The organism is Chitinophaga flava (genome assembly GCF_003308995.1).
Taxonomy (GTDB): domain Bacteria; phylum Bacteroidota; class Bacteroidia; order Chitinophagales; family Chitinophagaceae; genus Chitinophaga; species Chitinophaga flava.
Map to the genome: position 1 here is coordinate 1,991,431 of NZ_QFFJ01000002.1, position 18,674 is coordinate 2,010,104.

At 47.9% G+C, this 18,674-nt stretch carries 7 protein-coding genes; 5 read left to right on the forward strand and 2 right to left on the reverse strand.

Features of this window, described 5'->3' with window-relative positions; genetic code table 11:
* Window positions 1–33 precede the first annotated feature (33 nt).
* The gene (locus DF182_RS24265; RefSeq protein WP_147243533.1) at window positions 34–5,757 is read right to left on the reverse strand and encodes an alpha-2-macroglobulin family protein; all 5,724 of its coding nucleotides are present in this window, start codon (window positions 5,755–5,757) and stop codon (window positions 34–36) included.
* A gap of 61 nt (window positions 5,758–5,818) precedes the next feature.
* Here DF182_RS24265 and DF182_RS24270 point away from each other — a divergent pair, with 61 nt between their 5' ends.
* Window positions 5,819–6,706 (forward strand): NAD(P)-dependent oxidoreductase, encoded by an 888-nt coding sequence (locus tag DF182_RS24270; RefSeq protein WP_211327199.1) that lies wholly within the window; start codon window positions 5,819–5,821, stop codon window positions 6,704–6,706.
* Here DF182_RS24270 and DF182_RS24275 read toward each other — a convergent pair.
* Window positions 6,703–7,089: a winged helix-turn-helix transcriptional regulator gene (locus DF182_RS24275; protein ID WP_113618373.1), complete on the reverse strand. Its 387-nt coding sequence runs from the start codon at window positions 7,087–7,089 to the stop codon at window positions 6,703–6,705. The genes DF182_RS24270 and DF182_RS24275 overlap by 4 nt on opposite strands.
* A gap of 138 nt (window positions 7,090–7,227) precedes the next feature.
* Between DF182_RS24275 and DF182_RS24280 the strand changes: the two genes are divergently transcribed.
* The 4 genes from DF182_RS24280 (at window position 7,228) to DF182_RS24295 (ending at window position 18,636) form a co-directional block, all read left to right on the forward strand.
* Window positions 7,228–7,611, forward strand: coding sequence for a DoxX family protein (locus tag DF182_RS24280; RefSeq protein WP_113618374.1), 384 nt, complete (start codon window positions 7,228–7,230; stop codon window positions 7,609–7,611).
* Between the two features lie 215 nt (window positions 7,612–7,826).
* The gene (locus DF182_RS24285) at window positions 7,827–9,848 is read left to right on the forward strand and encodes a hypothetical protein (RefSeq protein ID WP_147243534.1); all 2,022 of its coding nucleotides are present in this window, start codon (window positions 7,827–7,829) and stop codon (window positions 9,846–9,848) included.
* Window positions 9,845–10,957, forward strand: coding sequence for a hypothetical protein (locus DF182_RS24290; RefSeq protein ID WP_113618376.1), 1,113 nt, complete (start codon window positions 9,845–9,847; stop codon window positions 10,955–10,957). The genes DF182_RS24285 and DF182_RS24290 overlap by 4 nt, the downstream gene beginning before the upstream one ends.
* Before the next feature lie 14 nt (window positions 10,958–10,971).
* Complete coding sequence (locus tag DF182_RS24295; RefSeq protein ID WP_113618377.1) at window positions 10,972–18,636, forward strand: hypothetical protein; 7,665 nt, start codon at window positions 10,972–10,974, stop codon at window positions 18,634–18,636.
* Window positions 18,637–18,674: the final 38 nt, after the last annotated feature.

Below are 18,674 nucleotides of genomic sequence, written 5' to 3' on the forward strand. Positions count from 1 at the left end.
GGAAGAAGCTGTTTTACTTGTTACTAATATAATTTATTTGCCGGTGATTACAACCTGTTTCATACCCGTTCTTCCGAAAAATACCGGGAAATACATCATCGATGCTTTGGCCGGATTCAGATGATAGGTACCGTTGTAACGCGGCATCAGATCGACCTTAAAAGTATGTTTGCCTTTGCTAAGCCTGTTACAGAAAATGCTGACCTTGTTTTTGAAATGCTCGCGATGTACTTCGTCATGCAACCATGACTGCGATTTACTCGCATAGGAGCATCCCGCCGGAATAGGAATTTCTATCATCACATATTCCGCATCTGCGGCGGCATTTACTTCTACACTGAGTACTACGCCGGTCCCTGCGGTCAAACGCGTCTGCGGTACCCCATTGTTAAGCAGGCTGCTGCTGACTTCAAACTGCCGGGATACTTTTTCCGGCGCCGGGTTCCAGTGTTCCTGCCAGGAGCTGAAATAGATATTCATATTGCCTCGTTTGCTGATCTGCATTGACTGGGCTGGTTTTAGCACAGTGTCATACGGAAAACTGGTGATGGTCTTTCCGTTGAGTGTAAGCGTGGCCGTTAGTGGTTGTCTGCTTTTCAGCAGATCGGGGAGAATGGTTTCGAGGATGGATGCGGATTCGAATGTATTGCGCCAATAGCCGGGTGCGCGCTGTTCCATCAGCCATTCCCGGATACTTTCCAGATAGTCATCCTGACCTTTTTGCTGGCGTAGTATTTTATACACCAGCAGTGTATGCATGATGTTATTGCTCAACAGCTGATTGTTTTCCTCACCCCAGTAGAGGTTGCCCACCATACTGCGCTGGCTTTGACGCAACAGCTGGTTGGTGTTAACGGTATCGCCTGCACGTACTTTCAGGTATAACAACCGGAGCTGGTCATAACTGCTCAAGCCGGCAGTGCCAATGGTGTCGAGATAACGATGGTAATCTACTTTGGAGCCCAGCTCCTGCAGCGTTTCGAGGATAGTGAGTTTATTCCGGTTGGGCTCAGAACCCAGCAGGAACACCTGGTAGTCGATCAGCGCCTGTTTGTTGAGATGAGTGGTATAGCCGTTGGCTTCTGCCATCAGCAGTGCTTTGATGACATGTCCGGAGATCCAGTATAGAGCCTCGCTTTTGTTCCACCAGCCCCAGAGGCCATTGCGGCCCTGGTTGTCGGTGAGTGCGCGTATCAGCTGACGGATGTTTTTTTCGCCCTCGAAAGTCTGGCCCAGGAGAGGGCGCAGCTGTTTTTCCTGCAGCAGGGCTATCAGTTTGCTCGCCATCTGTTCGTTGCAGTTGTATTCGTAATCTTTCAGCTGTACTATTTCATCCAGGAATACGGAAACCATTCCGTTGGTGGCGTGTATCCGTAGGGCACTGGTATCGGTCACTGTTAGGGAGAAGGAAGTGTCTTTGCGCAAGGCGAGGAAGTTGCCGGTAGCTTCTTTTACTCCCTGCGGGAAGATAGGGATGGCGCGGCGTTCGCCGTCCATGAAATTGTCGGGGCCCTGAATGGTATATTTCAGGGAGATACTGTCAGCTACGGGAATTGTTACGGCCATGGTATCCAGGTGACTGTCCTTTACTCCTGTGTTGCCCTGTAGCAATAGCTTGTCATTGACATAAAACCTGCGATCGAGGGTACTGCTGTCAGGGGTGTAGTTGAGTATTTTTCCGATGACGTGCATCGTGTCTCCGGCTATTGCAAAAGCGGGGATGGCCAGATTGGTAGTCAGCGGCTGGAATGCCTTGATCTGTGTGCTGGCGGTGCCGGCCTGTTGGTTGTCTGTAACCGCGATGGCAAAGGTTTGCCAGTTGGTGATATCATCCGGAAAGGTAACGTCAAAAGAGGTTTCACCTTTTTCGTTTGTGCGTAACCGTGGCTGCCAGAATGCATCATCCCGGAAACGCTGCCGCAGGCTGCTGCGGGTGGTTGGGATTGTCAGGCTGTCGCGGTTGGCTTTGCCGGACACGATGATGATGGCGCCGCTGGCAGCGCTGGAACCATAAAGGGCTACAGCCGCCTCACTCTTCAGTACGCTGATGTTCCCGATGAGGGAGGGATCTATTGAAGCGAGATCGCCCTGATAGGGTACTCCATCTATGATGATCAGTGGATTACCGGAAGAATTACTGCTGGTACCGCGGATGCTGATACCTGCAACACGGCCTTCCAGACTGCCGATTGATGCTCCGGTAAGCATCTTTCTCTTTACAGTAGCGTAACCTGTTACCACTACTTCCTGCAAGGCTTGTTGGGAAGCAGTGAGCACTACCCGGTGGAAATCCTGCTCATCAAGCTGGATTTCCTGTGATATAAAGCCCACCGTACTTATCCGCAATGTTCCGTACGGGGTGACATTCATCATAAACCGGCCTTCTGGATCGCTGACGGTGCCTACATTAGTTCCATTAAGCTGGATACTGACACCGGGAATGGGTCTGTTTTCCTCATCCGTAATCAGCCCGGTTACGGTTCTACGAAGGGACTGATTGTTCATGTACTGGTTGTTGAAAGTACCCGGGAAGTTGGTCTCATTATCATACCGGCTAAAAACATCAGGTCGTCGCCATACCTCTTCTGCCAGGCTGCGGCTGACAATATCTGCCGGCAGTACAGGTGTACTGTGAAGCTGGTGCCAGGTAGTGCCGCCTGCCTGAACAAACAGACTGTCCTGCAGCAGGTAACGGTTGCCACGAAGCAATATCAGTACGCGGTACCAGCCGGGTATCAGTTCGGAGAAACGCAGATTTTCCGGAGAGTGGATAGCATAGAAAGAAGGATCATCATAGCGGTACAGGAAAAGCTGCTTTACCTTGTGTTGGGAGAAACTGGTGTCCATCTGCAGGGATAACGCTGCCTTCGATGTTGTTTGCTGTGTGATGGTACTTTGCAAAGTACCGCCCATTTTGTAGTTGTCTTTATAATCTCTCCACAGGCTGTCCATGGTGCTTTCGGTAATGGCTGTTTCCAGCAGTGGTGGCTGGTATGCATTGTTGCTGCCGATAAAGGTAAAGAAGTGTTTACTGTCAAATGTTTTCTCCTTGATCAATCCTTTTGATATGCTAAAGACATAACCGGTTTCAGGGGTAAAAGGCTGGGAGTAATCGCCTTGTACACGGTAATTCGCTATGTTATTAGTTAACGGCCATACATAACGATAGGAGTTGTATCGTCTGGAAGGAAACGGTAGCACCCTGCCGGATTGTTCCAGATAGGTAGAGGGTTGTATGTTGGTAAATACGCCCAGATAACGGCTCAGTGAAAAACTTTCGTCTTTGGATATCAAAGGCGTTGCCGGTTTAATGGTTACGTAAGGACCAGGCTTGTTGATATCCATACTCAGAAAGGTTTTGCGCCCGTTGGCAGTATAAACGCTGTCTATGGTGATCACCTTATAGGGAGTACGTATGTGGAGATGATGAAAACCATGTGATACCGGAAAACTATAAGATGGTTTGATATCGGCCCAGTCCAGGTAGGCCGGCGAATCGTCGATCCATAAGTATAGAATACGCTGTGGTTGGCCATCGACGATGATAAACGGTGCTATCTGTGTAAGACCGTTGTCTACCGGTTCAGAAAGGCTGAACACTCCATCCGGATGTAAAAAACGATAATAGGTGCTGGTATCGATGGCCATGTCTTTTTTCCAGCGTTCCCAGTTCAAGGGCTGGGTACCGGAAGAGATACTACGCAGGTGGTCAGCATAACTGGAGTAAATACCTTTGCGGGGATACAGTTTACCTGCATAGGGAATGGAAGGAGGTTGCAGGTTTTCGAATTTGGTAGTGAGTCCGTAGGCTGTTATGTCTGCATCTTTTACCGGCCTGCCTTCCATATCTCTAACGTGAACGGATAAACGGGTCGTTTGTCCGGGGAATATAGTGAGCGGACTCTGGATATTGACGTTTAAGAGTTTGTCGGCATAAACGGCTGTAAAACTGCGTTCGGTCACCTGATCGTTCCAGATGTACTGAATAGAAACCGTATAGTTTTGCAGGGTAGTGGTGGCGGCTTTCCAAGAGAGGGGGGCGTGGCCATAGCCGCTGTTGACTATTTTATTGCCGGCGTAAATGCTGTACCAGAAAGGCAGGTGGAACCGGTTTTGTATCTCTACAAAAACAGAGTCATGGGTACGGCTGGTCTGACAGCTGATTTCATCATTCCCTGCGAGATCATTGTAGGTAGCCGAGGCCTGTGTAGCCTTTACGGTATAGGTATTTGCAAAAGGATGCAAAGGAATTTTGGCAGGCAGGCTGATGTTTGTCAGCTGTATCGTGTCGCCGGCGGTATTTCTGATTAAAAGGCTGCCCTTGTCGCTGACGGACTTGCCGGCAAACAGGCTGTTGATTTCGAGGCTGTCGGCCTTGCGGGTGAGCCGGATTTCTTCCTGTTTATATTCATAATGCTGGATCAGGTTATGATATTGGGCTTCGTTGCTGGCACTCAGAAACTGACAACTGATCTCATAATCCAGGCTGGCTGCGGGAAAAATACTGTCCGGGATGGCTACTTTGGTTTCACCAGAGGGTTCCAGATTTACTTCACGATACCAAAGGGTGTCGGGCACAAATACAACCGGCTGAAAGGTGCGGTTCACCACCGATTTTGTGGCCCAGAGCTTCACCCGCCCATCCATTACAGACAGGTTGTTTTCGTCAGTAGCTTTGAGATATACAGCAACCGGAGTGCCGCGTGTATGCCGGGAGTGGTCGGCCCGGGCACGAAAAGTAACGGTACTCAGTTCATATTCTTCATATTCAAAAGTCTGGCGCACCATCACTTTACGTTTGAAGGCAATCTTCCTGTCATCACCTTCATCATCATCTTCCGCGATGGGCCTGTTAGGTCCTGCTTCAATGGTCAGCAGGTACTTTTCATCCAGATCAATGTCGAGGCTGTCGCTGAGTACAAACTGGTATTCATAACCACCTGGCCGGTAGGGCTGAAGTGTGGTAAGGATTGTGTCTATATCCCGGTGATTGTCAGATAGTCTGAGTAGCAACGGTGTATTCACAACTCCGTTCTTACGGTGCCGGATAAACGCTTTTAGCCGTACGGTATCTCCGGGTTTGTACTTGGGTTTATTAAGTGCCAGAAAACCGGCATAGTTGCTTTCAGACGGGGTGCGGTAGCTAAAGCCATAGAAGTAGTCGGAATGCCGACGATGCTGTTTTCGGCTGAAAAGCCGCTGCAAGAATGATTTTCTGCGGGGCTGTTTGTTTATCTGCTGGGAAAGATCAAAGAAGTTGAGCACTTCGTTATATTTCACTTCGAGTATGCCTGTCCGTTTGTAGTGCCTGAGTCGGTAAGTTTGGGTGGTGGCGTCAAAAGGGATTTTTTTGTGTTGTAGTTGTACATCCGCATTGGCAATGGTTTTCCCTTGTATATCATGTACCAGTATGGCGAGGTCATTACCGTTGTTGATGAATTTGCAGCGTACATTTGCCACCGGCCGGAAAACATATGACAGGTTGGTTTGTTGTGCATATACTTCCAGGTAGTTTCCGGGAGGCAAAATGGTGGGGAAGGAAGCTGTAGCGGGAAAGGTGCCGGCAGGGGTATGCAGTAATTTTTCGTACGAACCTTTTTGCCGGAGCGGGCTTTTACGGTATAACAAACGGGCTTCATCGTCGGTTAACCTGTAAAGGTGATGCAGTGGGCTGCGTTGAGGACTGGTGGTCAGCATTTGTTGGGCATCAGTGGCAATACTAAGGCAGCATAGCAGTAGCAGCAATATGTATTTCAAGGTAAGCGGGATTTTACGGAATTTAGTGAAATATCAATATCTTTTGACAAAAATCTTAATCATGGAAACCATTGGATTTATTGGAACGGGCAATCTCGGAACTCCTATTGCAGCCAATCTGTTGAAAGCTGGCTATCAGGTGAAGATCTATAATCGTACCCGTGAAAAGGCAAAGCCTTTGGAAGCGCTGGGTGCCGAGCTGGTAGACAGTCCGGCTGCGGCTGCAGTGAAAGGTGGGATTGTGATGAGTCTGGTGTCTGACGACAAAGCGGTAGAGAGCATTGCAGGCAACGACCTGTTGCAGGCGTTGGGCAATGGAGGCATACATGTATCGATGAGCACTATTTCGCCGGATACGGCTCGTATGTTGTCTGTGCAGCATGAGGCGCAAGGTGTGGCTTATGTGGCGGCGCCTGTATTTGCGAGGCCCGAAGCGGCTGAGGCCAGGGTAGGCAATGCTGTCATTTCGGGGCCGGCAGCAGCGAAGGAGCGAATCAGGCCATTACTGGAAGCCGGATTCGCTAAAAATATTTTTGATTTGGGAGAAGATGCAGGCAGTGCTAATGTGCTGAAACTGATTGGCAATTTTATGATAGCCGGCGCCATAGAGATGATGGCAGAATCGTTTGCACTAGCGGAAAAGAACGGTGTAGATCCTAAAGCGGCCTATGAGATGCTGACCACCACGCTGTTTGCATCGCCGGTATTCCGTGGTTACGGAGGGATGATCACAGAGCGGAAATTTATCGGTAACCCCGCATTCAGTGCCGCACTTGGTCTGAAAGATATGAACCTGGTATTGCAAACAGCAGGCAGATCCTATACGCCCATGCCACTGGCTAATCTGGTACAGGCCAGGCTCACAACCGTGCTGGCCAGGAATACCAAAGATGCTGACTGGACAGCGCTGGCAATGGGAGCGCTGGAAGATGCCGGTATCAGCATTTAATTGACGCCTGCAGGTTCCAGTTCTCTGGCCGGTTGGGTCTTTTTCTTATGCAAGGCGCCCCAGCTGGCCATTTGATTTAATAAAGGTTCCAGTGACTTACCCAGCGAAGTCAGCTCATATTCTACCCTGGGAGGTACTTCCGGATAGATGATACGTTTTACCAGCTGGTCGCTTTCGAGCTCACGCAGTTGTAATACCAATACTCTTTCTGATACACCTTTGATGGATTTTTTCAGTTCATGGTACCGCATTTTGCCATCCAGCAGACACCAGAGAATGGTTGGCTTCCATCGGCCACCAATGACGGAGAGGGTATGAGCTGTACTGCACAAACGGCTGAGCGTCTTTTCATTAATGGCGTTGGTGGAGTTTGTTTTTCTCATAAAGAAATTTTGCTTCAGGCATTAAAGGTACGAAAATGATGGTATGCTATCCCGGGGGATAGCGCTATCATTCAGGTAACTCCATTGTAAACTTTCTGTAATAGCTATACGTTTGTATATAATATAAAAACTGTTACTATGAAAATTGTTCCACTGTTGGGGCGTATCCTGTTTGCGCTCATTTTCGTAATGTCGGGTATCAGTCACGTAGGCGGTGCTGGTGTAGAGTACGCCGCATCTGCCGGAGTGCCGGCAGCTAACTTCCTGGTCCGGGTAGCTGGTCTGCTGTCTTTGATAGGCGGGTTGAGTGTACTGCTGGGCTATAAAGCGAAAGTAGGTGCCTGGCTGGTTATCGTGTTCCTGATCCCGGTAACCTTTGCGATTCACCGTTTCTGGGGTATTGCTGATCCGATGGCTGCCCAGATGCAGATGGCCAATTTTATGAAAAATGTGGCATTGGTAGGAAGTGCTTTGCTGATCGCTTATTTTGGAGCCGGTCCGTTGAGCTTGGATAATAAGTAGTTGGTATAATGAAAGAAGGCCGGCCCGCAGTGATGAACTGCTTGGGCCGGCCTTCTTTATTCCCCTAAGGCTGCTCATTTATGTTGACCATATTTGATAACTTCTGTTATTAAATTGCCGCTCTCTCAAAAAATCTACTTGAAATATTTCACTTTTCTTTAATTAATTCTACTTTAGCGCGCAATTTTTAAAATCCCAACAAACCCTATCAGTGCATGCGACCCTTGATTAAAAACTCGGAAAACTATGTCAAGACATTTGATAACGCTGCGGTACGTACCGATACCAGTTCCGATCCCACTATATACTTTATCCAGGATTATCTGTATGATGCAAATTTTCGCAAAGGACCAAACACAACGCTGAGAATAACAGATTTTTTTATCAGCGATTATAAGCTTCTTCCCAATATAACCGGTAAATATAAAGAACCCCGGAACCCCGGGTATATAGGTTATATTGCTAATGACAATGGTAGTGGAGAACTTAGGGCAGCATCATTAGCTATAACCTCAACGCTTACACTGAATGCAAAGATCCAGACAATAGAAAAACACTCGGAATCCCAACGCAATAAGTACCTGCGTTTATTGATCCCCTTGAGTGAAGTGAAAGCACTCCTGAAAATTCAGCAGGACCATATCCTGTATGAATCTGCTCCTGCGGTAGTGACTACACCTCTGATAACAAACTTTACGGATCTCAATGATAAGCTGATCAGCCTCTTTCAAAAAGAACTGAAAGATAAGTACAAGGAAGCCAAAGCAGATCTGGTGAAGGCAAATGGTCTCTATTGTGCCTATTGCGAAACAGTCCTCACTGATGGTATCGTGATGGACATAGAACATAAACTGCCTAAAGCAAGTTTTCCGGATGTAATGATGGATTGGGACAACCTTGTTATCTCCTGCAAACCTTGCAATGAACTCAATAAAGGCAATAATCCCAAACAGGTATTGGGCGCACAGCGTATTATCTATGAAGACCTGCAGGCCCCGAAGGACCTGGACATACGCATCATTACCAGCCTGGTGCCGAAGGAAAGCGAGACATTGAAACAATTTAATGACGAACTGAAAAAGATTGCTGCTGACCAGGAATATGATGGAAGATTACTAAAACTGAAAGAGAAGATCAATAAAACTGAACTGGCAAAAATTCAGGCGCTCTGTCAACTGTATGGAGAACTGGAAAGTAGCACCGTTATACAGCAGGACCTGGATAACAAACAGGAATTCAGATTTTTCCCCTTTCCAAAAAAGATCAGGGATGTAATAACCAGGAGCGGTCATCAATACAATGCCCAGACTCAGGAACTGACAGTAACGGTGAACATGAAACGGAAGAATCTCAGCAAACTGGCCAACCTGAGAAATTTGTTTAAGGTTGATGATGCTGAAGATGAGATCATAATAAATACATTAAACAATCTTAATACAGCCTATCTTAAACTGGCCAACCTGAGTACACAGCTGAAGTTTGAAGATCCAAAAGATGAAAGTGTGGAAAAGGATAAGAAGAAGGAAAAAAGAGAAATAGCTTATCTTAATTTTCCGGCATTCCCCGTATATAGAGGGGAGGAGTTAAAGCTTGATTATGATAGTCTGAAAGAGTCAGCTAAAAAATGGAACCTATGGCCGGATGATAAGGATTATAATCCCCTCCGCTATCTGAAATATACCTACGCTACCAATCAGGTGAAGGTGGAACGGATAGAACCTAATGCCGGTGATGTGGCCAAGTATCATGGCACCCAAAGCATCATGGACATTGTAGGCATTAATCAGCCTAAAAATACCCTGACGGATTCCCGTCATACCAATCGTGCCAAAGCATGGAAAATTGCCGGAACCCAGCTGGACCTGGTAAAACAGGCCATTAATGCTCAAAGTAATGAGCATAAGCTGTACAAATATTTCAGAGAACTTCCTAAATCGCCTGCTGCTCCGGAAGGCATGGACGCCGATACATGGGAAAAAAACTGGACACTATTAAAAGCCACTTTTGATGTACCCGGAGTGCTGGTACCGGAAATAGTGTGGGCCAACCTCGTGGAAATAGCCTGTGCTACTGGCTTCTATTCTACCTGGCTGACCGTTTTTAAAAAAGACGGCAGCAAGGAACTGGCTGCGGAACTGGCGCTGAAACTCAAAAATAGCGCAGCCGGCACCCCCAGTGATCCGCATAAATACCACTCCACCAATATGCCATTTGTAAACGACTTTATTAATCTATGAGACCCTTCAAACGAAATCTGATTCCTTCCACGATATCCTATTCCCATTTTTATAATGCCCTGACTGATAACACCGGTGAATATTGCCACTTTTGTGAAAAAACACTGCGTAACGGCGGACAGCTGTTTCACAGAAACAAGGGAGTACTTGATGTAGATACAATTGTAACAGCGAATGACTGGACCGATTTGTTTCTGGTATGTGACGATTGCGCGGCTGCTGTACAACGAGAGGTGATCATTAAAAAACCTGGAGATAAAGTGGAGGATGATATGGATTTGAGTGATGATACACCTGTGGTTACTGAAGAAGATGCGGACTGGATGGCAAAAGTATTTATCCCTTCCAAAAAAAAGCAATGGGTATTACCTTCAGGAGAGGACGCTTGTTTGTGGCCCGATGACCCGGAAGTACAGGTGTATCGTAATGCTTCACTGTTATTGCTTTCTGAGAATATGGACGTATGGAGAGTGGTAGATAGGAACGGTACACTTATTTCCGAGGAAATAAGACCGTCGGTGGCACTACAACCTGTGGACACACTGGAGAAAGAACTGGCTGCGAAACTATGGAATACCATTCATCATTTTAAACTGAATGGATTTTATCTGAGCACACATCCCTCTGACCATATCAACCGCGTGTATTATATCCCTGAAGGGCAACAGTTCAATGATATGCGTCTGGTGATGCGCAGAAAAGTAATACAACTGGCCTCCAGGTATCTGGACCAGATGAACATCCTCGCTAAATTCGCCTACCTGGGAGCACAACCGATTACCAACCAGTTTAAAGTACTGCAGGAACTATACGGATATTGGTCTGTATGGGCCGTTGCACTAAAGCTATCCGCTATTACAGGAGAGCCTGCGCCGGTGTCGGGAGCATTAACGGATTCGTTATTGTCTATTGTGAGAGAAGAAAATAGACTGAAGCGTAAGAAGGATGATAAGGATAAAGATGATAAGAAACCTAAGCCGGAGGAACCGGAACTGGGAGATACCCCGGATGAAGACTACCAGTCGGAGAAGAAAAAACGTAAACCCGATAACGACCCTGAAAGTAATGATCAACGTGAAGGTAATGGTGATGATATGAACGATGAATAAACACCCCTGCAACTATGAAAGACATAAATACCCTATTGCTGTCTGCAGAAAATACTACAGAAGAACTGATCATTGATATTACTTATGATGGTGCTTTCTCCCGCATTCTGGGACTTCTGCAACAGCATCGCCTTATATTACAACAGGTAGCGTATATCCGTGGAGGTATGCTCAACGGTCTGCCTGTAAATCAGTTTAAAGGAAAAACCATTCTTAATGGCTTCGCCGTGGAAGTGCTCATCACTACTGGTGAAGACGGAAAAGGAATGTTTGCCATCATGGAAGCAGATCTGACTAGCGCTGGTCTGCAGGTATTGAACTTCTTTTTTTCTATTGATGAAAAAAACCTGAAGGGAACAGAAACGCTGTTGTTTCCCCGGCTGCAACTTTATGCGGAAGCCCAGTCCGGCAGCAATCAGGAATTCCTGGAGATATCCGGCTTCTTCAAAGGCCGCTGGAACCCCCTGGGCATTGAAGGGCTGGGGATTGAAGACCTGAAGCTGGGCGCAGTTATTTCCACAGACAAGGAGCTGTTGTGTAACCGCTACTCCGCTGTCATGGCGGCTTCTTTTCTCATAAAGGACAAGGTTGTTCCCATAGAAGTGATGATCCCTATTGGACCCGGAATCTGGCGTATACGGGTGCCGAAGAAAACAACGCTGCCTTCCCTTGCAGACCTGGTAAGCATGATAGGAGGGGAAGATGCCGTTAATGCGTTGCCGGAACAACTCCGGACTATGCCTTCCCTGCTCATCCGCACACTGGATCTTCGTTTTGATCCCCAGGCGGCAAGGATGCATCTGCTCAATATTGATATTGCAAGCAGCAGCCCCTGGCAGTTCAATTCCCGGCTTAGCCTCGAAAACCTGCGCCTGCAGCTGTCTATGGCCTGGAACAGCAGCAAGGATGCTTTCCCCTATACCATAACAGGAAGGATCAGTGGCCGTGCAAAGTTGGGGAAATTCTACCTCGCCGCATCTATCCCTTATCCGCTGAATGGCACTACCATCCTGGAAACCAGCACGGCAGAACCGTTACCTTCATTAGGAGAGCTGTTTTTAGCCCTGGATTTGCCAGACCTGGTACAGGCTATGCCACAGGGAATTGCAGCCAGTGGCGCCATGAATATTCATCATATCCGGGCATCGCTCAACCTGGCAGAGAAACAACTGCAGGAGCTGGATATATCCGTCAGTGCCGCCGGCCGCTGGCCTTTGTTGCCAGGTAAGTTTGAAATAGCCGCGCTGTATCTCGATTTTAACATCACACCTATCAACGAGTCCTGGGGTATCTGTGGCCGGATAGGAGGAACAGTAGCGCTGTTCAATACAACCATCGCTATTGAAGCCGGACGTTATGCGCCTGGTGCTAACTGGTATCTGCGGCTTACACAGCCTTTGCTGTTGCCCGATATCGGGGAACTGGCTACTCTAACAGGCATTGAAACGGTAACGGATACACTATTTCCTGCCGGATCAGGGCTCCGGCAGCTGCAGGCTTCTATCGATACCTTTGATATCAGTCTGCACCACGATACCGGCCGGCTGGCAGCCTATGCTTTTGGTATATCGATGAAATCCCCGCTGGTGGTATTGGAAAACCTGTTGGTGCTTAATAGCATCGATATATCTCTGGAGGTGATATCACCATTTGATAACAACACACGGGCTGTTAATGGTACTGCAGCCTGCACGCTCACTTTCGCCGGCATGACGGCCACGCTGGAAGGCACGCTGGACCAGGGACTGGTACTACAAGGTACCATCCCCGAAATGCGGCTTGTTACCATCCTGGAATCGCTGACAGGTACAGTACCTCCGGAACTGCCGGATGTCGTATGCCGGGATATATATTTTTCGCTGGATACCCGCACCCAAGCTTTTGTGATAAGAGCCGCCGCCACAGCAGATTGGGACTACGCTGGCAATGGTGCGCCATTGCACGCCACCTTCCAGTTGGACCTTGAGCGTAACGCCGCCGCCGAGCTCTCCTGTACAGTAAAGGCAGCCGTAAAAGGACAGGTGGCCTTTAACGCTGATTGTTATCTGCAGGAGCTGGATCTCTCTTTTTATATCCAGGCAGATAAAACATGGGGGGTAGAAGGAAATCTACAGGCTAACCTGTACGGTTATACGATGCATCTGGGTGCAGGATATCATCATAATACATTACTACTTTCCTGGTCAGCCGAACAGGAAGGTGGAAAACAATATCTTCCCCTTCTGGGTACTAAGGAAAGCGGTATCCTTGGATGTTCAGCATTCAGCTTTACCATTGGCAGGGCTGTAGCCGAAAAACCGCTTACATTCGATATACGGGCCAAAGGTGTGCTGGAAATACCGGAACATTTCTCATTGACAGGAGAACTGATCTTCAGAAAAGATGCTGCAGGTACCTATACAGCCGGCTTCCATGCCAACATGGACAATACAGCGCCAACAGATACCACAGCAGATATTATGCTGGATATCGTCATTCCGCAGGACCGCAGCCTGGCCAAACTCTCCGGAGCTCTCCGCGAAGTGGAACTGAAAAAACTGGCAGCACTCTTTCTGCGTAATACACCCTTGCCGGAAACCCTGCCGCAGATTACTTTCAGCAACCTGGCCTTTGAAGTGATGCCGGTTGCGGGCACCTTCTCTTTTTCCGGTGAGGCCACCGCTATATGGCAGCTTAACAAAAGCAGCCAGTCACTGCACACTTCCGCGCAACTGGAGGTGGGACGACGGAAAACAGAAGACGCTAAATTACTGTTTGGCGGCGCACTGAAATTTGATACGACTACATCTGTTGATATTATCGACAGTTGCAGCTTCCGCAGTTTTCATCTTGATATGGCACTGGGACAGCAGCAAACCCCTGTCGTGAAAGGTAGTGCAGCTATCTCGCTATTTGATCATGAGCTGGATTTTTCAGTGGCCTATATAGAACACTCCCTGCAATTAACTGCTGATCTGCATTCGCTACAGCTGTTGAATATTGAGGCGGTGATGGCCATACAGTTGAATACACTGGCATTCGTTTATGCCAAAACAGCAAACAATGTGGCCAGCTGGGAAATGGCTGCTACAGCGGATATCAGCCTGGAACATATTGGACATATCAGCGGTACGCTGCAATTATTTAATTCCCCGCATCGTTCAGGACTTTCCTTTAAGGCCAGCAATGCCTCACTGGAGGTGCCTTTGCCGGTACCCGGCGTGGAAATGGCGCTGCTCTTCGGTTTCGATCACTTCTCCCTTTATCGTGAAACGGAAGAAGGAAAACATTACTGGGGAATGGAGGCGGCATTGGACCTCGGCATCAAAGGGTTGCCGGAGGAATGTTGCCGTTATTTCGGAGAGCAAGACAGGATCACTTTCAAGACTACACTGCAACTCAGGAAAAACGCTTTCCATCTGCATCTCGACAGGCTGATAGGCCCCGTAATGATACCTATTCCAGATATAGAACAGGATGGTAAAACAGTATCACTGGGAGCGGCGCAAATACTGATCACTGATCTGGACCTCAGCATAGGCCGTACTTTCGGACTGTCTGTTACCGGTGGTTTAAGAATTCCCGCTGAGCTGGACCGTATTTTTGGTCAGCCGTCCAGCCCATTCTTTAATGCATTTGATCCGGCCCGGCCGGATGAAACTACTGTCAAACTGGAGGTGGGCATACAAGGAAGCAGTGTACATGCACGCCTGCTGACCTCACCACTGGCGGCTGTTCAGATGAAAGACGGTTGGGTGAAACTCGATCTGGGAGATTTTGGAAAATTCCGTTTTACGCTGCCGCAGTTCTCACTGAAAGGCAATGCCTTCGCTGCTTCCATCAAAATGGAGCGGGAGGGGGAACTGGCCATTCCGGTGAGCCTGTTGAAAAAACTACTGAAAGATAAGCTGCAAATGGAGAAGGTGGCCAATCTGCTGCCCGACAAAATTCCTATCAGTGATATCAGGTTCTTTGATGAAAACAGACATCTGCAGATAGGGCCTTTCCTGACGGCACTGGCGCCGGACAAGGCTACAGAAGACCTGCTGCGTTCGGCCATAGATGCGATCAATAAAACAGTGGAATACCTGCCGGACAGGCTGGTAAACAACTATATGAAGTTTACCCTTCCGGAAAGTTTTTATGCTGAAATTTCAATCGGTACAGGTTGTAATGTGAATATATCCGTTGGCGTTGGTGAAAGCAGTGAGCCTATCAGGGCGCTATATCCCACTATGACAGGTATACTGCCTGCCCTGGGAGGCATTGAACTGCGCAGCTTCTCTTTTGGTACCCTGTTCGGAGCCAGCATTTTTAATCTCTCACTCGATGCTACGTTCGATCAGTTTGATATTATCTCACTGGGCGCTGCCGCACTTGCCGGCTGGATGCCGGAATCCGTGCGGCAATTACTGCCGGATACCACCAAATTCCAGCAAACACTGACCATCAGCGAACTGTACATGATCATCATTGTTCAGGGTTATATCGTAGTGCCGTTACCGTTATTCTATAAACATATCGGTATAGATCATTATGGGCTGGAAGGATTACACCTGCACGGACATATCCGTTTCCCAAAGCCAGAGCTGGATGTGGCTGAGATATTCACTGTGCTGAACAATTTACGCAGGTTCTTTACGGATCCAGCTTTCGAACTGCCGGAAACAGATGATAAGTTGCCGCAGGGATTTGATCTGGTCTTCACCTTCGAAAACAGTTATCTCTTATTGCCCACTTATCTCGGTGGAGCCATGGTAGGGAAGAAAGAAGGAGAGCTGGTGAAGGTAAAGGCTGCGAAGATCATTGCCAAAGTGCTCAATACGGTCAAATTCTTTTCGTTGCGCAAGCTGATAGAATCTATCCCGATAGAATACCGTATCGTCAGCATACAGGCACAGGAACAGCGGCTGCTTGACTTCCGCTTCAGAATGGGCTATGCACTCACTACGCCTGGAGAATTTATCGCCAACAAACAACTGTTACAGTCGTTACAGCTGACAGATGACAGCATAGATCATTTTTTCTCTTATCCGTTGCCGCCGGATGCCAATGGAATGATGTTCCTGGCCAAGGGAAAACTGCAGCTTTTTGATACGCTCGAACTTGATGCCAGACTTGGTATTGCAGCGAGAGCAGATGGTTTCCTTATCAATATGCGCTTCTACGGCGCTATTTCAGACCTGTTGCAGATAACGTTGGCAGGAGAGATAAAAGCAGATAAACGGGACCATCACAACCCCGTAGCACTCTCAGGACAGGTCCTGTTGCGCTCATCTATATTTGAGAATCACGAAATACTTCGCGCTGTATTTGATTACCGGCATATCGATGGTAGAAACTATTGCTGTTTCAGTGGATTGATACGGTTGTTCCCGGCCAATATGCCGATTGCGCTGGAGGCAGAAGCCAGCATCGACGGCCGCTGGAGTGACGACGCCTTCAGTATCAGCAATGCTGAAACAAGACTGACCCTGCCGGTACTGGGCAGCTTCCGCGCTGTGACCACTTTGCTGATCACCCGTGAACAGCAACTGTATTATACTGTTCTTCATTTTAACGACAAACAGGTCAGGTTACTGATCAGCAATAATAACAATGAATTCCAGCTGCATGGTGAATTTGATGCATTATGCATAGGCCGGCTGCTGCGCTTTACCAGCTCGGCGGCCAGTCTGGATGATACCCGTCCGCAGGGACCAGAGATCTATATCCTTACAGATAAAGCAGCAGGCCAGCTGAAACTGTTTTACCTCGATGGTAAAATTACTTTCCTGGGCATGTATGCTGCCGTGAGAGTGAATATACGCCCTGATTACTGGGAGTTTATGCTGGCAGCAGGTATCGATATAAAACATTTGCTGGAAGCGGAGTTTCGTCTGAATTGCCGCATGGCGCCGGATCTTGCCTGGTTGAATGCCGATGCCTCTTTCAAGGTAGGACTACAGTTCGAGATTCCCAAAATCAGCTTCTGGGTATGGTTCTTTGGCTGGCATGAAATCGTATTGTTCGACGGTATCAAGTGGAGCGGATCTTTCGATGCATTACTGGATATTAAAGTCTACAACCCCGCCACCTGGAAAAGTACCTTTGATTATGATGCCGAGTTGCAGGATATTGCTGGTAAGATAGCTAGAATCACCAGAGAAATAGCAGATAAAGAAGCTGCCCTGCAAGCCAAACGCAACGGGCTTTCCAATGAAAGAAACGCATTGAAGGACCAGCTGCGTACCAGGGCTGAAAAAGTAAAGCGGGTGCAGGAGCTGCAACATGATCTTATCAATCTCTACATCCTCGATCAGCTCTTCGAGGCGAAGAGCAAGCGTGGTTCCGATCCTGACTGGACCTATGCTTATAACAATGCGGTGGAGGCATACCGTAAGGTGACAGACGAATACCTCCGGTTGTTGGATGAGCTGGGATTTGCTACCAGTGGTCAGCTTAAATTCTATATGGAAGCGCTACGTTACCTTGATAAAATTATAGAGTATATCGTAGTGTATAGCTTTGGCCGCTGGGGTTATGGCTGGTACAACATCAATGAGGTTTTATCATCCCGCAATGCTCCCGAATACGATATAGTATTACAATTTGTGCTGATGGCAGACAATATCAAACGGGGCCATCTGGCAAAGCACGGTATCGCCTATACGACAGACAAGGAAGACGAACAGATTGTTGCCCTTCAACAGCGCATAACAGATATGGGGCTCCTCTCCAAATTATTTGATGCCAGATCTAAAAAGGGTTCAGATCCTGAGTGGAAGACAGACTATGACATGGCCAGGAATGGTCTCTTTGAACGGATCAACGCTTATACCACTCATCTGGAGCAGGTTGGCTGGGAGAGTGAACAACAACGTACCCTAATGATCTCCCGATTGAATTATATTGATAAGATCAAGGAGTATGTGATTGTTTTCGGACACCTGAAATGGGGATATAATGGTACCTATGTTCAGGAGGCGCTGCGTTCCGGCAATATCCCTGATTATGATATCATTTTGAAGGTATTGGCGGAAATTGAAGCGCTTAAGATAGCGGCACTGAATAAATGTAACAAAGACCAGCCATTCGATAGTAAGGCAATTGAAGGGACTATGCTGCCCAATGCTTTTGGCCTTTCACGGGATTATCATCAGCAGGAAACTACCTATGAGGAGCTCAACACCGCCGAAGGAGTGTACCGGTATCTGCAGGAAGAGATCCTGTCTTATCAGGTAGCGCTGCGACAGCTGCGGGAACGTGAGCTGGCAGTCGGCCGCAGACGTAAAGAAGTGGAAGATGGCAGGAATCAGCCTATAAGGTTTGAATTAAAATTGCGGTCTTCCTTGCGGATACAGGAACATGTTCTGGTAGTGCCGCCTGTTGAGATCATGGTAGCGCCCAACAGGTTGCAGGATATATTGGGAGAGGTGAGTGCAAAAGTACTGGAAGCTATTATGAACAGTCTCTGGAATGTTGTGGTAGACCTGTTCTCCGGTCCACAACGCATGAGGGCTATCGGAGTTGAGGATATGTCCGGGGCTGATAGTGTGATGGAAGGTCCGGTGGGAGAAAAACCGTTCCCCTTCAGCTTTATACGGCATCCCACTAATCAGGAAGTTCATAGACGTTTGCTGATGGCTGGTTCTGATATGCAGCAAGAGCCGCCGCCGAAGGGATATGATGCTGCATTTGATCTGACGGAATATTTGTAAAAGAGATAGGGCTGGCATTGGCCAGCCCTTTTTAAAAT

Coding starts and splice junctions, on each gene's coding strand:
- DF182_RS24270 (WP_211327199.1), top strand. CDS start 5,819: ATGGAAACCATTGGATTTATTGGAACGGGCAATCTCGGAACTCCTATT.
- DF182_RS24275 (WP_113618373.1), bottom strand. CDS start 7,089: ATGAGAAAAACAAACTCCACCAACGCCATTAATGAAAAGACGCTCAGC.
- DF182_RS24280 (WP_113618374.1), top strand. CDS start 7,228: ATGAAAATTGTTCCACTGTTGGGGCGTATCCTGTTTGCGCTCATTTTC.
- DF182_RS24285 (WP_147243534.1), top strand. CDS start 7,827: ATGCGACCCTTGATTAAAAACTCGGAAAACTATGTCAAGACATTTGAT.
- DF182_RS24290 (WP_113618376.1), top strand. CDS start 9,845: ATGAGACCCTTCAAACGAAATCTGATTCCTTCCACGATATCCTATTCC.
- DF182_RS24295 (WP_113618377.1), top strand. CDS start 10,972: ATGAAAGACATAAATACCCTATTGCTGTCTGCAGAAAATACTACAGAA.